The organism is Planctobacterium marinum (assembly GCF_020687805.1).
GTDB lineage: Bacteria > Pseudomonadota > Gammaproteobacteria > Enterobacterales > Alteromonadaceae > Planctobacterium > Planctobacterium marinum.
The window spans coordinates 7,829-25,514 of the sequence record NZ_JAJEWQ010000011.1 but is presented as its reverse complement, the minus strand read 5'-3'; the positions used below and the strand labels follow the sequence as shown (position 1 = coordinate 25,514).

Sequence of the window (17,686 nt, the reverse complement as noted above, 5' to 3'; positions counted from 1 at the left end):
AGTGCTACTGGCACTATCGGGGCTAACCTATGAGCAAACAACAATGAACAAACTCACTTTTTTCATGCTGCTAAGTGCAGTGTCCGGCAGTGTTAGTGCCGACTGGTATTTCCGCGGTACACCCAATAACTGGAACACCACTGCATTGACGGACCAGGGCAACAATATTTTCACCACCTGCCAAAGATTCGGCGGCGGTGATGCCAGTGGTGGCCCCAGATTTAAAATAGACCGTTATGGCGACTGGGGCGAAAACTACCCCACCAGCGATTATACTGTAGCCGGTCAATCCAGCTACCACATTGAGTTTAACGCCACCAGCAAAGCCATTGCAGCAAACCCGGTAAGCAGTTGCACAGGCTCCGGATACAGCAGCAATTTTGCGCAGCTGTATTTTCGGGGCACCGCTAATGGTTGGGGAACCTCTGCCATGCAATTGGTGGCGGATAATACCTGGCAAACCCAGGTGGATTTTGACGGTCAGACCAATCAGCGCTTTAAACTGGATATTTCCGGCGACTGGTCACAAAATTATGGCGACAGTGACAGCAATGGTGTTCTGGAGCTAAGTGGCGCAGATATTTATACTTCTGTTAATGGTAGCTACCTGGTCACGGTCAACGACCAAACCCTGGCATACAGCCTGTCAGAAGCCAGCACCTGTAGTCAAAACTGTGCACAGCCGGTGGACTTTTTAGGGGCCGAATACAGCCCGACACAAACGGTGTTTTCCATCTGGTCACCGGATCACAGCGACGTTAAAGTGCAGGTAAACGGCCAGCTTTACTCGCTTACGCTAGTGCCCAATTTCAATGGTTACAGCGATGTCTATCAGGTAGCCGTCAGCGGCGATCTACATTTGGCCGAATATACCTTTCTCATCAATGGCATAGAGGTCAGAGATCCTTACGGAAAGATGATTGAGCCACAAAGCCACACCAATATCGTTTTGGATATGTCCCGATTACAGCCAGATGGTGGTTGGGCAGGCGCTCCGACATTAGTTGAGCGAGAAGATGCCGTAATCTATGAAGTGCATGTCAGAGACTTCACCATCGACAGTAGCTCCGGTGTCGATGCCAATAAAAAAGGCAAGTATCTGGGCATGGTGCAATCCGGCACCGAGTTCAACGGCTTAAAAACCGGTATCGATCATCTGAAAGAACTGGGCGTTACCCACGTTCAGCTGTTACCGGTTTACGACTTTGCCACCTGTGATGGATTGCCAGACAACAATGATTGTTACAACTGGGGTTACGATCCGCGCAACTACAACATTCCCGAAGAGCGTTATTCTCTGACCCCTACTGACTACGAAAACCGGGTCAAAGAATTTAAAAACATGATTAACGAATTTCACAAAGCCGGTATCCGGGTCATTATGGACGTGGTGTACAACCACACCTACGGCAATGAAATGTTTGAAAACATCAGCAACCAGTACTTCTATCATCAGAATCTGGTAGTGGGCAATACTATTGATGACGGTGTGCCTATGGTAAACCGCATGATTCGCGACTCGCTGGAATACTGGGCCACTGAATACAAAATTGATGGTTTTCGTTTTGATTTAGTGGGCGTGTTTAGCTATCAGAACTTTGGCGATTGGGGCGCACATCTGGAATCCGTTCTGCCCGGTCGAAATATCCTGATGTATGGCGAACCCTGGCCCGGCTGTTTTGGTTGTGTTGATGAACGGGAAGACTCCAGAGTCAGATTGGGCACCATAGGCCGGGTACACGATTCTCATGTGGGCGTGTTCAATCCCAAGTTTCGAGAAGCCATCAAGGGGCAGAATGATAACGGTGATTGTAATTCCGGAGATTGTTACGCCTTCAATGCCAATCCGGACACCTGGCGTATCGAAGTGGGCAGTCGCGGAGCGATTCGCTTCAATCAGGATGCCAATGCAGTAATTGACACCTGGGATGCCATGTTTGCTATGGATCCAGAACAAAGCATCAACTATGTGTCAGCCCACGACAACCTCACCTTGCGGGACAAAATTCTGGAATGGGCGACACTCAATGGCGTTTCCCATAGCTCAGCCTATTTAAAACGTATTCAGAATTTTGCTAACGGCATTGTACTTACCAGTCAGGGGATCCCGTTTTTGCACGGCGGCGTTGAAATGCTGCGAGACAAACAGGGAGTTCACAACAGCTATAACGCCGGAGATGCCATCAACAAATATCAATGGCAATGGAAACAGGACCATCAGGATATCGTAGATTATTACGCCAGTGTGATCAGTATGCGCAATGCCCATCCGGGTTTCAGAATGAACACCTGGGATGAAGTGAACAATCACATCACGACAACCCTGCCCCGCTACGGCGTTGTCGTGAATCATATTGATGCTCAGGCCAATGGCGATAGCTGGTCTGAAATACTGGTGATTTACAACAGTGCTGATAATTACAGCTACAGTTTACCGGCTGGCAATTGGCAAATTGCGATGCAAAATGGTGAAGGCTATCAGGCCAATGGCCCGGTGGTTTCAGGAAGTATTGTGGCCCAGGGAACAGCCGTCACGGTATTGTTTAAAGAATAACTCTGAGCATTATCAAAGATATGCAGCAGGCCCTCCGATCGGAGGCCTGCCAGCAAATCAGATCTTATCGGGCCTGAATAAAGTCGCGCACATCCGTTAAGAACTGTTGAAAGCTGGGATGATGAATATACATCATATGGCCCGCTTCATAGTATTTGTAAGTTACCCGCTGAGGGTCAATGCCGTTGCGGTCCAGGGCGTATTCCGCCCCCAACAATGGCGTTGCAAAGTCGTAATATCCGGCTGCGTTAAACACTCTCAAATCTTTATTGCCACGCATTGCCTTACCAATGTAGGGAGCAACATTGAGGTACGGCTGGCGCTTGCCTTCACCCTGCAATGACCAGTTCCATTGGGTAACGCCTCCGATAATGGTGTATTCGCGCTCAGGATTAAACTGCAATCCCTCCCGCACCCAGTGATTTAGTGCCGCCGTGTAACTGCCATCTATACCGTAAAATGAAGGATCGGTTTCCGGGTATTCACCGGCATCATCGTACTCAACCCCTTTGAAACGACTGTCCAGCCGCCCCAAAGCAAGCCCCTCATCACGCAACAACTCTTTGTTAAAGCGCTGATAATTGACTCTGAGATTGGTCCGTTCCAGATAAGATTCTGACAGTCCGGTAAACTGAGCCAGCTTGCTTCGGATATTATCCCGTTGCTCGCCCTGCAAGGAAGAGCCAAGCAATAATGCAGGCGCATACTCTCTTAAGGCAAAATTACGGGCGGCATCGACCCATTGCGCCAGCGAAAGGTCAGTTTCCACCTGTTTGTGATACCAGGCCGTGGCAGCCATAGTCGGCAACTGCACCATATACGGCAGTTCATTGCCCTGGTCGTAGGTATCAATAGTAAAATCCAGGATTGTTGATATCAAAAGAATACCGTTAATGGAGACATCGTCCCAACGCCCTTCCAGTTCTTCAATTAACGCGGCTGAACGGGTTGTCCCGTAGCTTTCACCGCCAATGTATTTGGGACTGTTCCAACGACCATTTTCTCTTAACCAAATGCGAATAAACTGCGCGATGGATTTAGCATCTTCTTTTACGCCCCAATAGTCTTTTGTTTCGCCTTTGCCCACAACCCGACTAAACCCGGTTCCAACCGGATCAATAAACACCAGATCAGTTACGTCCAACACAGTGTCCGGGTTGTCCTGCAAATTAAAGGGGGCAGCACCATCATCTTCAGCATCACTGGGAATGACGATTTTCTTTGGGCCAAATACGCCCATGTGCAGCCACACGGAAGCCGATCCCGGACCACCGTTAAAGATAAAGGCAACCGGGCGCTTAGACGTATCTTTGACGTCATCTTTCACGTAACTGACTGAAAATATCTGGGCGGTAACGTCACCCTCTTTGTTCTTTAACGGGGTTTCACCAGCAGTCGCTGTATAGTCCATACGTACGCCGTTAAACTTCCCCTGATGCTGAGTAACAGAGACGACGGGGTCAGGTATTGTTTTTTGCTCACTTTCACCGGCAAAAATGGTATTTGCCTGCAGGCTACCTAACGCTATCAGCAGCATGCACCACAAGTTTGTTTTCCGTTTCATTTATTCGCCTTTTCGTTATATTTTTTAAAAACTTTGATTAGCTCCGCGACTATAATAGTTGCCCGGTTTCAGGCAATAGCATTGCTGTTAATGTCCTGATTTTTGCGATAAACAGCATATCCTCAGGGCGTGTTTCAGACGTCATCAACAGCAATAAAAAAACCGTCATCACCTTGCTTTTGATAGCTGGGCAATACCATGCGACCACTAAAGGGAGCCCGCACCTCATCGCCTTTGTCATTGGCCAGCAATTGTTGCTGCGCAATCATCTGCAGGTTTTCAAAGCCTGGCAACATCTCAAAAAAGCCCTGATGCGCAATGTGATAACGGTATTTCACCCGGGTAAAGATCTGAGCTGCGCCTTGTGTGTGAAATCGCAAAAAAGAATCGGCATCGCGGTACCGCTCGAGATTGATCAGGCAGCCAGTTACCCGTAAAAAACAGGCCAGTGCGTTTTCTCCCACCACCTGCGTTATTTCGGCATTGTGCTGACCGCATTCCACCACTATGGTACTGGTCACTTTGTCAGCATAATAAGCGGTTAATGTACCGGGTAAAATTTCCACAAGATCAGCAATGGCCGGCAGTGGCAATTGCTGGGCAAGCTGTTCATTGTTTTGAGTATGCGGAAAACAGGTAAAAGGTGTGCCATGACCAGACATAGAATGCATGTCCAGCAAATACACTTCCTGGTCTTTAGGATGCGCGTCGATAAAGCCATTAATATGATCGATAAGATGTCGCGCTTCGTGCCATTCGGGCACATCTGAATGGGCGGCATTGAGGTAGTAAGACACAAAAAATCGGTTGAGATCCCGCTCAATAAATCGCTCATTGCGATTTGCGGCGATAAGATTTCCGGTTATCCCGACAATTTTACCAATAAAATCTGTTGCTTTAAGTGTGACGGCCAATCGATCCATGGCCCGAAAACCAACGTGCTCGTTACCGTGAAGTGCGGCAACCACTATAATCAAGGGGCCTGGCTGACCACTATCTAATTCCGCGAAAACCCGTTCCAAAAAAACTCCCACATATCCAACATCATCCTCTGTGAAGATGGGAGTTTATCAGTAAACGACCTGCAATAGCTGAAAAAATAGCTTATTCACTTTTTACAGATGTGGCTTCCGGCGGAGCAAGAAACTGGCTGACAATTAACAGCAACAAACCAGACACGTATTCCGGATGGATGATCAAGCTGATACCTTGTCCAAACGCTGCCCAACTGGCTCTGGCAATCAGCAGAATCGCAACAAGTAGGCAGCAAACAAATGCCACTTTGCGGGCAATCAATTTTGTGTTTTTCATATCTTTCCCTGATGTTCAAACTGCTGCCATCATACCGTGACAGATGAAAAAATGAACCGGAAAAAAGTCCAGTTTTTCACCGGACTGTCAACCGTACCGGGTTGTGTTGTTCAACCGCCCTTTTCTAACCACTTGGAAAATTCATCCATCAATTCCGCTTCGGTCAACATGCCCACCAGGCCGTCTTTCGACAACACAGGTAAACACCCCACTTTATGGGTGCGCATCAGATACATTGCCTCGTCAATGGTATGGGTGGGCGTAATAGTAATAGGCTCTTTACTCATCACTTCCTGTACCGGCACAAGATGCACATCACCGCGGGCGGCGTATTTGCCATAAATCTGCAGAATACTGCGATAGGACACAACGCCGATCAGCTTGCCGTTGTCTTCCACTGCAACATGGCGAATATGATTCCAGTGCATGATCTTCGCCGCTAAATCAATGAGGTCATCCGGGTGCACGGTAAAGATGTCGGTAGACATCACCTGTTCCACCAGCTGGTTATGTTGCTTGATGGCGCTAATCTCAGGTGGCGTAATGTCGTTCCAGGTGTGCACCGGGTCGCCGGAAGATTGCCGGTTCAGCATAGATGCGGTCAGTACCCGGCAGGCGTTTTCTTTTTTCAGCCCCTTATCCAGAATGGTGTTGTAATTGCGCAACATCCAGATGGCACCATTTTGGTTGTGTCTGGTGCGCTCTTCAATCACGCCCAAATATCTGTCGATATCGCCGGAATCAATGCCCCTGTCTCTCAGGCCTTCTTTCGCCAATGGCAACAGCTCCTGCAACACCAGATCTTCAAATCCGTATTTTTTGCCTTTAAACCAGTGAAAGTCCGTGTCCATTGAATGCTTGGCGGCATTGTTGAAATTCAGTTTGGCATCGGAGAAATCCATGCATTTAGAGATGTCCCCGACTTCCTTGCTGTAGCCACACAACAGCCCCAGATAAAAGGCACTGTTTGCCATGGTATCCAGCGGCGTTGGGCCTGCCGGCAATATGCGATTTTCTATGCGCAAATGCGGCTTGCCATTGCTGATCCCGTAACAGGCGCGATTCCAGCGATAAACGGTGCCGTTGTGCAAACACAGCGCCTGTAATTTAGGAACTTCACCGCGCTCCAGCGCATCGAACGGATCGCAATCAATATCCTGTGCAAACAGCACCCGAAAGCGGGCAATGTCTTCCTGAAACAATTCCAGCACCGATTCTTTAACCCAATGATTGCCAAACCAGACTCTGGGTTCCTGCTCGCGATTGGCTTTGTTGGCGGAGCGAGTATCGATTGCCTGTTGGAACAGGGCGATTCGGGTTTCATGCCACAACCGTTTGCCCATCAATATGGGGCTGTTTGCCGCCAGTGCCAGCAAGGGGCCGCTGATGGCCTGGGCAATATTGTAATAGGTGGCAAAATCTTCCGGTGTTACCTGAAAATGCAATTGAAAACTGGTATTACAGGCTTCAATAAGCACATTGTCGTGGGTGAACATCAGTTCATCCAGGCCTTCAATATTCAGACGGCTGTCTTCACCGCGCATACCGCAAAGCACCTCATTTATCATGCGATAGCGGGGTTTAGGGGTAATGTTGTTGAGATTGAGGTCAGACTTGCTGATGGTGGGTAAAATACCGGTCTGGGCCACATAAGCGCCCATTTCATTGGCTTTATCACGGATTTTTTGGGTCAGATCTTTAAGCTGGGTCTCAATGCGTCTGAGACTCAGCGCATCAAACTCTTGCGGATCCAGGTTGGCCTCAAGATTAAATAAGGCTAACTCTGGCGTAAAATAGTCCGAATCCAGCGCGGTCAATAAATCATGCCCCACCGATGCCGGGCGCATGTGAGAATCAACCAGGAAAAATTCCTGCTCCGCACCAATCCGACTTTTGTCCTTTTCGAACATGTCGTTTTCCAGCATTTGTTCCAGCGCCTGGATATCCCTGAGCAAATGCCGCATAAACAAACGAATCGCATCTGCGGAACGATTTATACTGACTTCATGCTGGCCCATCCCAGCCTCCTTGTTTCTCTGATTTTAATGCGTACCAAATACTTAACAGCAATCATTGGTTGTGTTTTTTCAGGCCTCAGCACTCGCTTAAAAAGGCGCTGCACAACAACAAAGGTAATTTGACTATACGCACAATTTTTTCATTTGTTAACGCTTTTTTAACGGGGCAATCCCTTACAGTTTAAAGGCTGCAGCGACATTCAGTTTACGTAAAGGGAAACTGTCGCCACCAGCCCATGATTATTATTTGCACAGTCAGTACCACAAATCCGGTTTGGAGTTTGCTATCCCCCTAAATAGCGGCTACACCTTTATCGAATAACCACAGCCACGGTGGACAGGATATGACCCATAAAAAATTAGGACTCTTGTTAGGCGATGAGGAAGACTGGCCCAACGCGTTCGAAGGACTCTCGCGTTGGATGGGGCAAAAGTGTAACTGGCAGGGTAAGGAAACCGCAATCGACGTCGAACGGGTGCGTATACATCCTTTTAGCCTGCAACACGGTACCAGTTACAATCTGGTTATAGACCGACTGGCGTATTGGCACTTTACGCCCAGAGAGTGGCTGAAAAAAGCCGCGCTGATGAACGACCTGTACCTGCTCAACAATCCGTTTACCTTTCAGAGTATGGAAAAACACAGTGCCTACTGCGCCATGATGCGGCTGGGCTTTAATGTCCCTGAAACCTGGTTTTTACCCCCCAAAGTGGGTCCGGATAACAAGAAATACACGGCCACCGCCGCCCGTTATCACGATCTGTTTGATTTACCAGAGATTGCCCGAAACATCGGTTATCCGATATTTATGAAGCCCTTCGATGGCGGAGGCTGGCGCGGGGTTACCCGGGTGGATAACGAAGAGGAATTGATGGCGGCATATCACGCATCAGATAAAGAGTTGATGCACATTCAAAAAGGGCTGGATAATTTTGATGTGTTTGTGCGCTGCCTGGGTATTGGTCCCGATGTGCGCAGCTTCAAATACGACCCGGCGCAACCACAACATCTGCGCTATGTGTTGACGGATAAGGTGGTGGATGATGACACCAATGAGGAAGCGCTGCTCACCACCAAAGTGATCAACGCCTTTTTCCGCTGGGACTTTAATTCCTGTGAAGCCATATACAAAGACGGGCAACTCTGGCCGATGGATTTTGCCAATGCCTGCCCGGATATCGCCCTCACCAGCCTGCATTATTATTTTCCCTGGGCGATTTCATCATTGTACGCCTGGTCTATGTTCTGCATCGCCACTGAGCGGCCGATGCATGTCACTATGGATATTAAACCCTATTACGAGATTGCCGACTCAGAGCGCAGTTTCAAAGAGAAACTGCGGGAATATGCCAAACTGGCGGATCAACACCTGGAAACCGAACGCTATTGGGAGTTTCGTCACAGTGCGCTTAAGGATCTCGACGAAGTCATGTGGCATTTTACCCGCTCCGGGGAATTTGATCAGATTATCGTATCCACGGTGCAGCAGACATTTCCAGCACATGAACAGGAGCAATTTATTTCTCACTACCGACAATTGATACAACAATGGATCAATGACAATCATCGCTAAATGACATTTGAGTGCTTGGTTCGGCGCTGATTATCAGTATGATGCAATACACAATCAATGAGAAACCGCATCGCTTAATGACAGCCACCAGCACCATTAATTTTGCCGTCGAGGCCGAACACCAGGGACCTGCGCTCTGGGTAACCGGTAATCACCACAGTATTGGCAACTGGCAACCGGAAGGTTTGCCACTGCACAATCACAATGGCATCTGGAAAAATAGCCTGAAAGTACCCAGGGGCACCGGCCTGGAATTCAAGATCACCGACGGTACCTGGGAAAATGAAGCCATCCTCAACGAAATTGCCGCAAAACAGAACTTTCGGGTGGTGGCCAATGACGATATGGAACTACACTTATCGGTAAACCACTGGCACAACAATCCGCCTCCTATGCAGGATCACATAGTCGGCAAGGTAGATTATCTGGGGCACATCAGCGGCAAGGGCTTTCGCGAGCGGGAAGTGATTGTCTGGCTGCCCACCGCTTATTTAAACAACCCCACCAGGAAGTTCCCGGTGTTGTATATGCACGATGGGCAAAACCTGGTAGACCCCAATACCGCATTTTTACACAGCGACTGGCGCATGGATGAAACCATTGAATCGTTAGCCGCTCAGGGGCAAATCACACCACCGATTATAGTCGGCCTGTACAACACCGAAGACAGACTGGAAGAATACGCCGACAACCAGAAAGGCCGGGACTACCTGAGGTTTATCGTAGAAGAAATAAAGCCCATGATTGACGCCAGCTATCGCACGCTAAAAAGTAAAAAACACACAGCGGTTATGGGTTCATCCATGGGTGGACTCATTTCCTTTTTAGCTGCCTGGTATTATCCATCTGTATTTGGTCATGCTGCCTGCCTGTCACCGCTATTTTGGGGCAAAACCACGGTTGTAGTGAACGCCTGGCAAATGGTAAAGGCGAACCCAAAACACAAGCTCAATGCCCGCTTGTATCTGGACAACGGCACACAAGATTTAGAGCGCAAACTGATGCCCGGCTGTCTGAACATGCTTAAAGTGTTGCAGGAACGTGGCTATCGGGAAGGAAATAATCTAATGTGGTTTAAAGATGAAGGCGCATGGCATAACGAAGCGGCCTGGGCAAAACGCGTCTGGCGACCGCTCACGTTTATGTTCGGCAATCACAAATAACACAAGGTCTAACCGGAACCTGAGGGGTTACAATGAATTTTATTTTTCTGTCTCCGCAATTTCCACCTAACTATTATTTATTCTGCGAAGGCCTTAAAAAACGCGGCGTCAATGTGATCGGTTTATCGGATGCGCCGTTTGAAAGTCTGCCACCTCAGTTGGTAGCCAACCTGTCAGATTACTATCAGGTCAGTTCGCTGGAAAAATACGACGAGGTTTATCGCGCCGTTGCCGCCCTCATTCACAAACATGGCCGCATTCACCAGATTAACGCTCACAATGAGCACTGGCTGGAACTGGAAGCTCATTTAAGAACCGATTTTAATATACCTGGCATCAATCAAAGCATACTGCCGGATGTCAAAAATAAATCTGATATGAAACGCCGTTTCAGGCAGGCGGGCTGCTCAGTTGTTGAAGGGGCGGTAGTGGCAAGTGCAGCACAGGCCCATGCGTTCGTGGAAAAATTTGGCTATCCCCTGGTGGCCAAACCGGATAAAGGTGTGGGCGCATCGGGCACCTATCGAATCAGTAATCACGGCGATCTGGAAGAATTTTTGCGTATCAAAGGCGATGCAATCTTCTTCTTTGAAGAATTTGTAGAAGGCGATATTTATACCTTTGATGGCATGGTGGACTACAATGGCAATCCACTGTTTTTAATGTCCTGCACCTATTCCTCGGGGGTAATGGATATCGTTAATAAAGACCTGGACATTTACTACTATTACGATCGCCAGATACCCGACGACCTCATTATAGAAGGCAAAAAAGTGCTGCAGGAATACGACCTCAGAATGCAGTTTTTCCACTTTGAGTTTTTCCGGCGCTACAAAGATAACAAGTTGATTTGTCTGGAAGTGAACATGCGCCCGCCCGGTGGACGGGCGATGGATATGTTTAACTTCGCCATGGATGCAAACCTCTATGATGAATGGGCTAATGCCCTGTGTCATAATGCCCCCACGCAACACCTGAGCATTAATCATTATTGTGCCTATGTGGGTCGCAAGCATCACTATCAATATTCACTGAGTCACCAGGACATTCAGCAAAAATTTGGCCACCTGATCCGCTATCAGGGCGATGTCCCTCAGGTATTTTCTCGCGCTATGGGACAGTACTGCTATATTTTCTGTTGTCATGAAAAAGAAGAAATGCTGGCCATTTGTCACGCCATGTTAGAGAAGGTTTAAGCATCATGCATATTGAATATCACAAGTGGTACAGCGAACGACTTGGCCGGGAAATGGAACTCAAGGTATATGGCCATTATGGTAAACCGGTGTTGGTATTTCCCAGCTCTGGCGGGCGATTTCACGAATTTGAAGATTTCAAAATGATTGCTGCAGCCTCGGAGTTTATCAACAACGGCGAGGTTAAGTTCATCTGCATTGACAGCATAGACAAAGACACCTGGCTGAATAAGCAAACCAGCGATGAGCACATTGGTGGCCGACATGAAGCATTTCATCGCTACGTGACCGACGAAGTTGTGCCCTTTATCTGGCAACTATGCGGCGGCAAAATTGCCATCGCCACTCACGGCTGCAGTTTGGGCGCTTATCATGCTGCAAATTTCTTTTTCAAAGAGCCGGGGATTTTTGACGCGGTGCTGGCATTCAGCGGTGTGTACAACATCAAAAAAGTGCTGGGACGCAATTACGGCACTGAACAACTTTATTTCAATTCTCCGCTGGATTATCTGCCCAATATGAACGATCCCTGGTACCTGAGCAAATACCAGAACAGTAAGATCATCATTTGTGTCGGCCAGGGAGCCTGGGAAGATGAGATGATGGATGATACCGCTACAATGAAATCAATTCTGGCGGCAAAACAGGTAGATGCCTGGGTGGATTTTTGGGGTCATGATGTCGACCACGACTGGCCCTGGTGGCGCAAACAACTTGTGCACTTTTTACCTCATATCATCCAATGAAAGGCCATGAAGAAATGCCATTTATCAACACAACACAAGCGTAAGGAGAGCCAAAAGTGAAAGGTGTGGTTTTTACCGAGTTCATGGATATGGTGGAAGAGGTATTCTCAGATGAAGTACTGGATGACATTATCGATGCTGCAAAACTCCCCAACGATGGAGCCTACACCACCGTAGGGACTTATGATCATGAAGAAATTGTGCGCCTGGTGGTGGCCCTGAGCGAACAAACCAACATCGCTGTACCTGAGTTATTGGAAGCGTTTGGCAATCACCTGCTGGGCCAGCTTGTGAAAGGCTATCCACAGTTCTTTGCTGACGCCAGGGACGCATTTGACTTTTTGTCCAATATTGACGGCTACATTCACGTCGAAGTATTAAAACTTTATCCGGATGCAGAGCTTCCTAAGTTTTTTCATGAACAGCTGTCGGACACGCATCTGCGAATGTATTACCAGTCTTCCCGGCACTTTGAAGATCTGGCGATTGGCCTGATTAAAGGTACGCTGGCCCATTTTCAGGTGCAGGGTAATGTGACTAAATCTGAATCTCAATGGCAGGGACAGGCAGCCATTCAATTCGATATTGTGCTAAATGACTAACCAAAACACACTACTGACAATTTCTGACCGCAAACCAGGTATGATTCTGCGCAACAGGTCGAAACATAGCGTCTCACATGAAAAAAGCAGAACGTCTATTTAGTCTCTTTACACTACTAGCCAGCCGCCGTACCGCCATTACCGCAGAGGCCATCGCCGATGTGATGGAAACCTCCATCCGCACGGTATACAGAGATATCCGCTCGCTACAAATTGCCGGAGTCAATGTTGAAGGTGAACCCGGCATTGGCTATTTGCTGGGGCGACAGAATCAGCTGGCGCCACTGATGTTTACCCCGGAAGAAGCCCTGGCGCTGTTAGTGGGAAGTCAGATGACTCAGGCCTTTACCGATCCCAGCCTGGCATTGGCTGCCCAGAAAGCCACCGACAAGTTCAAAGCCGTCTTACCCGAGTCCACGAAACTGCTATTAGAGCGACAGCCTTACTGCATCCCGATTTTTGAAGAAGACGCCCCTTACCGTGAGACTCATGCCTTGTTGCGAAAGGCCTGCGAAGTTCAGTTCAAAATTGCCGTTACCTATCAGGATCAACAAGGCCAGACGAGCGAACGCATTCTCTGGCCTTTGGGTATTATCGGTTGGTTTGGCAAGTGGACATTGCTGGCCTGGTGTGAACTGCGCAACAATTATCGCAATTTTCGCTTTGACCGGTTTAGCGATATTCAGCTTACCGATCAGTCATTTACCACCAGCGCTCAGTGCAGTCTTAAACACTTTCTCAGCACGGTTTGTGACAGTTATGGATGAGCATTATCTGTTCACTCAACAAGTGTGTAGCTGAAAGCCTTCATCTACCCAACCCGTAACGCCCCCGATCATTTTCTTCACCGGCCGCTCCAGTTTTGCCAACCTGATGGCAGCCTTTTCAGTGGCGTTACAATGAGGACCGGCACAATACACGACAAACAGGGTTTCAGCGGGATAAGCCGCTATGCTCTGTTCATTAATTTTGCCATGAGGCAGATTTACCGCGCCTTTGATGTGCCCGGACTGAAATACACTTTCGGCCCTGACATCCAGTAAAACAAAGTCCTGACGCTGATTGCTCATGGCGAAGTGCACATCCCAACAATCAGTTTCAAACTCCAGTAAGGCCTCAAAGTGCGCCAACGCTCGATTGGAAGAAGCCGCAGGTATTCTGGCTACCGGTGATGCCATGGTATTTCTCCTTTGATAAAAACACCGGGAAAGTATGAGTAAAAACCGTACAAATTAAAATTGGCTTATATACAATTGTTCGTTAATATCTGGCCAAATATTTAATGGGAATTGTTATGAAGCGCGTAGCCATTTTAACCTTCAGTCGTCAGGCATTATTTGAATTAGGCTGTGCAACAGAGCTTTTCGCCTTGCCCAGGCCCGATATTGAAAACTGGTATCAAACGGATATCGTTAGTTTTGAATCGGACCCATTGCTGGCGACAGGTGGCATCTTACTGCAAAGCCAACATGTCACCCACCTGGACGGTTATGATATGTTGGTGATCCCTTCCTGGAGCAGTCAGCCCAGAGAGATTTCCCCGGAGCTCAAAAGCGCCATCATGAAGCTGCATTACCAGGGTAAACGCTTACTTACCTTCTGTTCCGGTGCGTTTTTACTGGCTGAATTAGGTCTGCTGCGTGGTCGCAAAGCCACCACTCACTGGATGTATAAAGCGGCTTTTCAGTCCCGGTTTCCCGACTGTGAGTATGTAGACGACGTGCTGTATCAATACGATGGTGAAATAGGCTGCTCAGCCGGTAGTTCTGCCGCCATTGATCTGGGTATCGAAGTGATCCGTCAGGATTATGGTCATGATATTGCCAATAAAGTCGCCCGCCGCCTGGTACTGGCAGCCCACCGCAGTGGTGGTCAATCGCAATACGTGGATAAACCGGTACACCGGGGCCGTAACCTGTTCAGTGAAACGCTGGATTGGGCCATCGCCAACCTGGACCAAAAACTCGACATTGATACCCTGGCACAACAGGCCAGCATGTCGCGGCGCACCTTCGACCGAAAATTTCGCGCTACATTTAATATGAGCGCCAACGCCTGGTTAATTGAACAGCGTGTGGCATTAGCTAAACAACTTCTGGAAGAAACCCAGCACAATATCGAGCGCGTGGCACAGTTTGCCGGTTTCGACAATGCCATGACACTGCGTCACCATTTTCGCAACCTGGTAAATATCACCCCCACCCGGTATCGGGAACAATTTAAAGTAAATCAACAATCAGAGAAAGACTTGCAAAAATCTGCTTAAAGGTCATACTGATAACTGTATATATTAACAGTATCAAAGTTGAGGTTTACCTATGGCGGTAATCACTAAATATGTAGTGGAGCACAAAGGGGTGGAAAAGTTGGTTACGACTGACAAAAAAGAAGCGGATAAGTACGACAAGATGTTGGAAGTGGCCGACAATCTCGCCATTTATCTGGAAGCCAAAGGTATCAAGCTGGAAGAAAGCCAGATGGAAGATTTATCTATCACCCTGTCAAAAAACAAAGACAATCTGAATAAGTTGTTTAAGGGTGTTGAAGCTGACTCCCTGCTAAAAGAAGAAAAAGCCGAAGTCGTAGCACTGCAGTCGAAAAAAGCCTGACGTAGCTTGTCAGGAGCTTTTTGGTAGAGTTGGCGGCCCTTTATTGGCAAAAAAGCCAGCCAGGGTTGCCAGTAAAAATGCAATGCCATAAACCGCTAAAAAAGCTTCATTGAAGAACAGCACCAGATATAGCAGCGAAATCAAGGGTGTAGCAAAAGTGAAGGTGGTGGCGAAACTCATATCGGCCTTTTTAATGGCCCATATCCACAACAGATATGAGATCCCATTGACCAATGCCCCGTTAACAATTATCGGCAACAAGCCTTCTGAAGCAGGCCATGCCCATTGGCCAGTTACACTTAACTGCACCCCGGATGCGACTGTCGCAACGGCAAAGTAGAGAGTGGTTAATGTTATGGGTTCATAGTGAAAATATTTACTGAGCACGGAAAACATGGCAAAACTGGTGGCCCCCACAAACACCCAGAAGATTGCCACCGGCTCGCTCACTGTAACACTGTTTAAATTCCCCTTAGTTAAAACCAACACCACGGAACTAAACCCAAAAATAACGGCAAGACTTTTATACCTGTGCCATTGTTCTTTTAAGATCAGCACCGACAGAACACAGATGGTGACCGGCCAGGTATATTGGGTCACCAGCACTTCCACCCCATCAGCCAACGAATATCCCTGATACAACAACCAGTAATACAACCAGGTACCTAATAGGCCGTTGGCGACTATTTTTAGTCCGTCATTTATCCTCAGTACCTTTACCTGATGCCATTTCCCGCTAAGCAATGCCACGCCTGACATCACCAGAAAGGAAGTTAAACTGGAAAAAAACAGAAACTGCTCACTGGTTAGCCCGATTTGCCCGGTCTTTGCCACAACCGGGATAAGTCCCCACAACAAAACACATAGTGAGGCAAATATTGCTGCCTGAAGCCTGTCTGACATTATTATCCTGATCCCGTTATTAGATGAGCTAAAGCATTATTACCTAACCCATATTTTATTTATATTAATATCTTATAAAGTCAGATATCATTTTTAGAGATTACAAATTGGCGAACAATAGTGGATTTTAAGAAACTTCGTACTTTCAGAGCTGCCGCACAGTTTCAGAACTTTAGCGATGCCTCGGCTCATCTGGGCTATGTGCAGTCAGCGGTTACCAATCAAATTAAAGCTTTGGAAGACGAATTACAGACCCGCCTGTTCAAACGCACCGGACGCGGTGTCGCCCTTACCGAGGCCGGACTAAAACTACAGCAGTATTGCGAAAAGCTGTTTAACCTTCGTGACGAAGCAACACTGGCAGTCAAAGGCGATTCTGTCGTTAAACCGGTAGTGCGTATCGCCGGCTACGAAACCTTGCTGACTTATCGATTGCCCGAGGTTATCCGGAATTTTCATCAAACTTTCCCCGATACCCATATTCAGGTGCAACCTGTTGCCGTAAAACAATTGAGGCAATTAGTATTGAACGAAGCAATAGACGTTGCCCTGATCTTTGATGATACGGATGTCAGTGCCACCCATCAGCTTGCGGGGTTAAAGCAACAGGCTCTGGGTGAAGAGCCTGTCGTAGTGGTGGCCTCCCCCAAACACCCGCTGGTAGGCAAAGCCGACGTGTCACTGGCAGATTTAGCAGGAGAAACCCTGCTACTCACTGAGCAGGGTTGTTACTACCGCAACCGATTTGAGAAAGCCCTGATTCAGGCCGGTGCAATGACCGGTACCTTGATTGAATTTACCAGTATCGAGGCAATAAAAGCCTGCGTGGCAGGTGGCACCGGTATCGCCGCGATCAGCAAAATCTCCGTGCAGTCTCAGTTGGATAGCGGCGAAATTGCGGAAATTAAGATGGCAGATTTAGCTTTGTCAGTAGGCGTCCTGTTGGTGACTAAACCAAAAACCCACAACCACAGTGTCAACGCCTTTATCCGGCATTTAACACAGCGTCACAACCTTCAGGGAGCCAGCAATGTTGAACAGGCAGCCACAACGCTGCCCCCTTGATAGTTATGCCTGAACGTGGCCTTTTTGAATGAGAAACTGATAAGGCATTTGCTCAGTTTGTTGGGCCACCAGAGTGTGGTCCATAAACCGGCAAAAACTGGGGATATCGCGTTTGGTAGCCGGATCATCAGCATCGATCAGCAAGGTTTGACCGTCCTGCATATTGCGGATCTCCAGACGCACCATCATCACTGGCTCAGGACATCTTAGCCCCAATGCATCCAGGTGTTTAGTGGCGTTCTGACTGTGCGCTTCCGCTAGCTGCGCAGGTTGAACTTCAGATACCATAGCTGGCACGGTATTGAGTGATATTTTCCAGATGCTGCGCCATCTCAGGCTTGTCTTTCAGGTACTCAATCAGATCAGCCAGGCTGACGATAG

17 protein-coding genes are annotated in these 17,686 nt (G+C 48.1%); 10 read left to right on the top strand and 7 right to left on the bottom strand.

Translation table 11 applies throughout. The annotated features are described in order from the left end of the window. The first annotated feature begins 43 nt into the window (after positions 1 to 43). Complete coding sequence (locus tag LJ740_RS22380; RefSeq protein WP_229531369.1) at positions 44 to 2,554, top strand: alpha-amylase family glycosyl hydrolase; 2,511 nt, start codon at positions 44 to 46, stop codon at positions 2,552 to 2,554. A gap of 64 nt (positions 2,555 to 2,618) precedes the next feature. On the opposite strand, the gene LJ740_RS22375 is transcribed toward LJ740_RS22380, so the two are convergent. From LJ740_RS22375 to LJ740_RS22360, 4 genes are all read right to left on the bottom strand, one after another. Next, on the bottom strand, positions 2,619 to 4,118 hold the full coding sequence (locus LJ740_RS22375; RefSeq protein ID WP_229531368.1) for a S10 family peptidase: 1,500 nt from the start codon (positions 4,116 to 4,118) through the stop codon (positions 2,619 to 2,621). Positions 4,119 to 4,252: 134 nt separating this feature from the next. Then, positions 4,253 to 5,140 (bottom strand): succinylglutamate desuccinylase/aspartoacylase family protein, encoded by an 888-nt coding sequence (locus LJ740_RS22370; protein WP_229531367.1) that lies wholly within the window; start codon positions 5,138 to 5,140, stop codon positions 4,253 to 4,255. 82 nt (positions 5,141 to 5,222) lie between these two features. Further along, positions 5,223 to 5,429 (bottom strand): hypothetical protein, encoded by a 207-nt coding sequence (locus LJ740_RS22365; protein WP_229531366.1) that lies wholly within the window; start codon positions 5,427 to 5,429, stop codon positions 5,223 to 5,225. Between the two features lie 110 nt (positions 5,430 to 5,539). After that, positions 5,540 to 7,447, bottom strand: coding sequence for a CBS domain-containing protein (locus LJ740_RS22360; protein ID WP_229531365.1), 1,908 nt, complete (start codon positions 7,445 to 7,447; stop codon positions 5,540 to 5,542). 344 nt (positions 7,448 to 7,791) lie between these two features. Here LJ740_RS22360 and LJ740_RS22355 point away from each other — a divergent pair, with 344 nt between their 5' ends. From LJ740_RS22355 to LJ740_RS22330, 6 genes are all read left to right on the top strand, one after another. After that, complete coding sequence (locus LJ740_RS22355) at positions 7,792 to 9,021, top strand: ATP-grasp domain-containing protein (protein WP_229531364.1); 1,230 nt, start codon at positions 7,792 to 7,794, stop codon at positions 9,019 to 9,021. Between the two features lie 38 nt (positions 9,022 to 9,059). Beyond that, the gene (locus LJ740_RS22350) at positions 9,060 to 10,184 is read left to right on the top strand and encodes an alpha/beta hydrolase-fold protein (RefSeq protein ID WP_229531363.1); all 1,125 of its coding nucleotides are present in this window, start codon (positions 9,060 to 9,062) and stop codon (positions 10,182 to 10,184) included. 32 nt (positions 10,185 to 10,216) lie between these two features. Next, positions 10,217 to 11,380 (top strand): ATP-grasp domain-containing protein, encoded by a 1,164-nt coding sequence (locus LJ740_RS22345; protein ID WP_229531362.1) that lies wholly within the window; start codon positions 10,217 to 10,219, stop codon positions 11,378 to 11,380. A 5-nt stretch (positions 11,381 to 11,385) separates the two neighbouring features. Then, the gene (locus LJ740_RS22340; RefSeq protein WP_229531361.1) at positions 11,386 to 12,126 is read left to right on the top strand and encodes an esterase family protein; all 741 of its coding nucleotides are present in this window, start codon (positions 11,386 to 11,388) and stop codon (positions 12,124 to 12,126) included. 56 nt (positions 12,127 to 12,182) lie between these two features. Beyond that, the gene (locus LJ740_RS22335; RefSeq protein ID WP_229531360.1) at positions 12,183 to 12,728 is read left to right on the top strand and encodes a heme NO-binding domain-containing protein; all 546 of its coding nucleotides are present in this window, start codon (positions 12,183 to 12,185) and stop codon (positions 12,726 to 12,728) included. 77 nt (positions 12,729 to 12,805) lie between these two features. Continuing rightward, positions 12,806 to 13,495, top strand: coding sequence for a helix-turn-helix transcriptional regulator (locus LJ740_RS22330; protein ID WP_229531359.1), 690 nt, complete (start codon positions 12,806 to 12,808; stop codon positions 13,493 to 13,495). A gap of 15 nt (positions 13,496 to 13,510) precedes the next feature. Here LJ740_RS22330 and LJ740_RS22325 read toward each other — a convergent pair whose 3' ends face one another. Then, positions 13,511 to 13,906 carry a rhodanese-like domain-containing protein gene (locus LJ740_RS22325; RefSeq protein WP_229531358.1) on the bottom strand — a complete coding sequence of 132 codons (396 nt, stop codon included), beginning with the start codon at positions 13,904 to 13,906 and terminating at the stop codon, positions 13,511 to 13,513. A 116-nt stretch (positions 13,907 to 14,022) separates the two neighbouring features. Between LJ740_RS22325 and LJ740_RS22320 the strand changes: the two genes are divergently transcribed. Both LJ740_RS22320 and LJ740_RS22315 read left to right on the top strand, forming a co-directional pair. Further along, the gene (locus LJ740_RS22320; protein ID WP_229531357.1) at positions 14,023 to 14,994 is read left to right on the top strand and encodes a helix-turn-helix domain-containing protein; all 972 of its coding nucleotides are present in this window, start codon (positions 14,023 to 14,025) and stop codon (positions 14,992 to 14,994) included. 52 nt (positions 14,995 to 15,046) lie between these two features. Further along, positions 15,047 to 15,337 (top strand): YebG family protein, encoded by a 291-nt coding sequence (locus tag LJ740_RS22315; protein ID WP_229531356.1) that lies wholly within the window; start codon positions 15,047 to 15,049, stop codon positions 15,335 to 15,337. Positions 15,338 to 15,346: 9 nt separating this feature from the next. Here the strand turns inward: LJ740_RS22315 and LJ740_RS22310 are convergent, their stop codons facing one another. Next, entirely contained in the window at positions 15,347 to 16,240 is an 894-nt protein-coding gene (locus LJ740_RS22310; RefSeq protein ID WP_229531355.1) for a DMT family transporter, read from the bottom strand. 120 nt (positions 16,241 to 16,360) lie between these two features. Between LJ740_RS22310 and LJ740_RS22305 the strand changes: the two genes are divergently transcribed. After that, positions 16,361 to 17,305 (top strand): LysR family transcriptional regulator, encoded by a 945-nt coding sequence (locus LJ740_RS22305; RefSeq protein ID WP_229531354.1) that lies wholly within the window; start codon positions 16,361 to 16,363, stop codon positions 17,303 to 17,305. Positions 17,306 to 17,308: 3 nt separating this feature from the next. Here LJ740_RS22305 and tusA read toward each other — a convergent pair whose 3' ends face one another. Next, positions 17,309 to 17,593, bottom strand: a complete 285-nt coding sequence (tusA, locus tag LJ740_RS22300; RefSeq protein ID WP_229531353.1) for a sulfurtransferase TusA — start codon at positions 17,591 to 17,593, stop codon at positions 17,309 to 17,311. Positions 17,594 to 17,686 lie beyond the last annotated feature (93 nt).

Excerpts from the sequence above, each read along its gene's own strand:
- LJ740_RS22380 (WP_229531369.1), top strand. The coding sequence starts at position 44 with ATGAACAAACTCACTTTTTTCATGCTGCTAAGTGCAGTGTCCGGCAGT.
- LJ740_RS22375 (WP_229531368.1), bottom strand. The coding sequence starts at position 4,118 with ATGAAACGGAAAACAAACTTGTGGTGCATGCTGCTGATAGCGTTAGGT.
- LJ740_RS22365 (WP_229531366.1), bottom strand. The coding sequence starts at position 5,429 with ATGAAAAACACAAAATTGATTGCCCGCAAAGTGGCATTTGTTTGCTGC.
- LJ740_RS22360 (WP_229531365.1), bottom strand. The coding sequence starts at position 7,447 with ATGGGCCAGCATGAAGTCAGTATAAATCGTTCCGCAGATGCGATTCGT.
- LJ740_RS22355 (WP_229531364.1), top strand. The coding sequence starts at position 7,792 with ATGACCCATAAAAAATTAGGACTCTTGTTAGGCGATGAGGAAGACTGG.
- LJ740_RS22350 (WP_229531363.1), top strand. The coding sequence starts at position 9,060 with ATGATGCAATACACAATCAATGAGAAACCGCATCGCTTAATGACAGCC.
- LJ740_RS22345 (WP_229531362.1), top strand. The coding sequence starts at position 10,217 with ATGAATTTTATTTTTCTGTCTCCGCAATTTCCACCTAACTATTATTTA.
- LJ740_RS22340 (WP_229531361.1), top strand. The coding sequence starts at position 11,386 with ATGCATATTGAATATCACAAGTGGTACAGCGAACGACTTGGCCGGGAA.
- LJ740_RS22330 (WP_229531359.1), top strand. The coding sequence starts at position 12,806 with ATGAAAAAAGCAGAACGTCTATTTAGTCTCTTTACACTACTAGCCAGC.
- LJ740_RS22325 (WP_229531358.1), bottom strand. The coding sequence starts at position 13,906 with ATGGCATCACCGGTAGCCAGAATACCTGCGGCTTCTTCCAATCGAGCG.
- LJ740_RS22320 (WP_229531357.1), top strand. The coding sequence starts at position 14,023 with ATGAAGCGCGTAGCCATTTTAACCTTCAGTCGTCAGGCATTATTTGAA.
- LJ740_RS22315 (WP_229531356.1), top strand. The coding sequence starts at position 15,047 with ATGGCGGTAATCACTAAATATGTAGTGGAGCACAAAGGGGTGGAAAAG.
- LJ740_RS22310 (WP_229531355.1), bottom strand. The coding sequence starts at position 16,240 with ATGTCAGACAGGCTTCAGGCAGCAATATTTGCCTCACTATGTGTTTTG.
- tusA (WP_229531353.1), bottom strand. The coding sequence starts at position 17,593 with ATGGTATCTGAAGTTCAACCTGCGCAGCTAGCGGAAGCGCACAGTCAG.